This is a genomic window from Legionella pelazae (genome assembly GCF_052527395.1).
The window spans coordinates 1-1,692 of the sequence record NZ_JBNVZS010000030.1; the positions used below are offsets into that span (position 1 = coordinate 1).

The window sequence follows — 1,692 nt, forward strand, 5'->3', positions numbered from 1 at the left end:
TTACGTTTACGTGCGTCAGAAGGCAAAGACATGGGCTGATTATTATTGTTATTATTAACTGTTAGCCCAGGCGCACTAGGCTCTAAGGGATTATCTTCATGCAGAGCGTTAGCCATGATTGATCTGAACTGCTCATCTATAAGTTCGCTTGGTATCGAATCTAAGACATTTAAGTCAATTTCCTGTCCGCTAGAAGTAGGCGTTTCAGAGGTCGTTTGTTGAGAGGTATTAGTAGATGCATTTTCATTTAATTCATACTCAGAGGAGGAATCGCCATACATAATTACTATCCATTTATAAACCAATTAGATTAATATTTTACCACTTTAGGATTAAGAAATAATTAACAACAGCAAAACAATTTAATAGCTATCTTGTAGGGGACAAGAATAATTAACTTCATATATAAATCTCATAAGTGAACTTAAATTGTTGAGTCTGAGTAAAAGAGAGCACGTGTTTTAGATGGCTGTGTTGCAAAAACTATAGTAGTTAGAAAAACATAAACCCTGGGCATAATTCAGCTATAGATATGAAATAATTGTTTAACAAAGTAGATTTCATTACCAGTTGCATACATCCACTTGTTGAATTGTCCTTTTCGAAACATTCTCATGACTTCAAATCCTTTAATCGTAGTATAAGCGGTTTTCATTGAGTGAAATCCTCGAGTAGGATTGATAAGTCGTTTAAGCTTACCATGGTCTGACTCCAGACAATGGCTCTGTTGCAAAACAACATTCGTTTATAATTTAATCTAACTTGATTGAATAATAGGATCAAAAAATGCGTTCAACTAAACCTCTGGCATTCAAATGGCGTCACTTTCATGGCGAATTGATCCTGCAATGTGTACGCTGGTACTGTAAGTACGGTATCAGTTATAGAGATTTAGAGGAAATGATGAAAGAGCGCGGACTTGAATTAGATCACACCACTGCTTATCGCTGGGTCCAACATTATGCGCCACTTTTGCAGCATAAACTAGCTTGGTATAAACGACGTTATTCGCGCCGCTGGCACCTTGATGAAACCTATGTCAAGGTCAAAGGCGAATGGAAATACCTCTATCGTGCTATTGATGAGCATGGCAGTACGATTGATTTTTATCTGTCTCACCGCAGGAATGCAAAATCTGCCAAACGTTTTCTACAAAAACTTATTAAAAGCAATCCAACTTGCGATATTAGCATTATCAATACGGATAAAAATCCAGCTTATACTCAAGCTATTAAGGAGCTAAAACGAGAAAATTGGTTATCTCAGCATGTTGAGCATCACCAATAAGCCAAATAGAACAAGAATTAAAACGTTCTTCCTCTAATTTAGCACCATTTAGCTTTTTTCAATTAGGCGAAGAGCAAGCTGAAGAGATGGGTGAGTTTGAAGAAATTTATGTGGGAGACAGCAAGAAGTCGAGACAGAAATAGTAAATAACTCCCTTGCTTGCCTTATTTGTATTAGTTTCGATGTAATCTGACACGCCACTTGCAAATGATGAAGCCTGTGGTGAAATACAAACAAATCACCTGTGCTATTTATGTTCACAAGAAACCTTTTAGGCCGAGCTGCAAAATATAAAGAGCCTAAAAAATATTAATTCTAAGTATAATTCAGCTATGCACCTGAAGCAATTATTTAATAAATGACACTTCATTACAGTTGTCATACATCCAACTATTAAAATGACCT

2 protein-coding genes and 1 pseudogene are annotated in these 1,692 nt (G+C 36.2%); 1 reads left to right on the plus strand and 2 read right to left on the minus strand.

What is annotated here, in order from left to right; translation table 11 throughout:
* Together ACQUW5_RS15250 and ACQUW5_RS15255 are read right to left on the minus strand one after the other, a co-directional pair.
* Nucleotides 1-281, minus strand: a 281-nt coding sequence (locus ACQUW5_RS15250; protein WP_444992116.1) for a hypothetical protein, incomplete at its 3' end; no start/stop codon positions are given.
* A gap of 239 nt (nt 282-520) precedes the next feature.
* A pseudogene (locus ACQUW5_RS15255) lies at nt 521-712 on the minus strand (DDE-type integrase/transposase/recombinase); the annotation flags it as partial.
* Between the two features lie 74 nt (nt 713-786).
* Between ACQUW5_RS15255 and ACQUW5_RS15260 the strand changes: the two are divergent.
* Nucleotides 787-1,287, plus strand: coding sequence for an IS6 family transposase (locus tag ACQUW5_RS15260; RefSeq protein ID WP_444992117.1), 501 nt, complete (start codon nt 787-789; stop codon nt 1,285-1,287).
* Nucleotides 1,288-1,692: the final 405 nt, after the last annotated feature.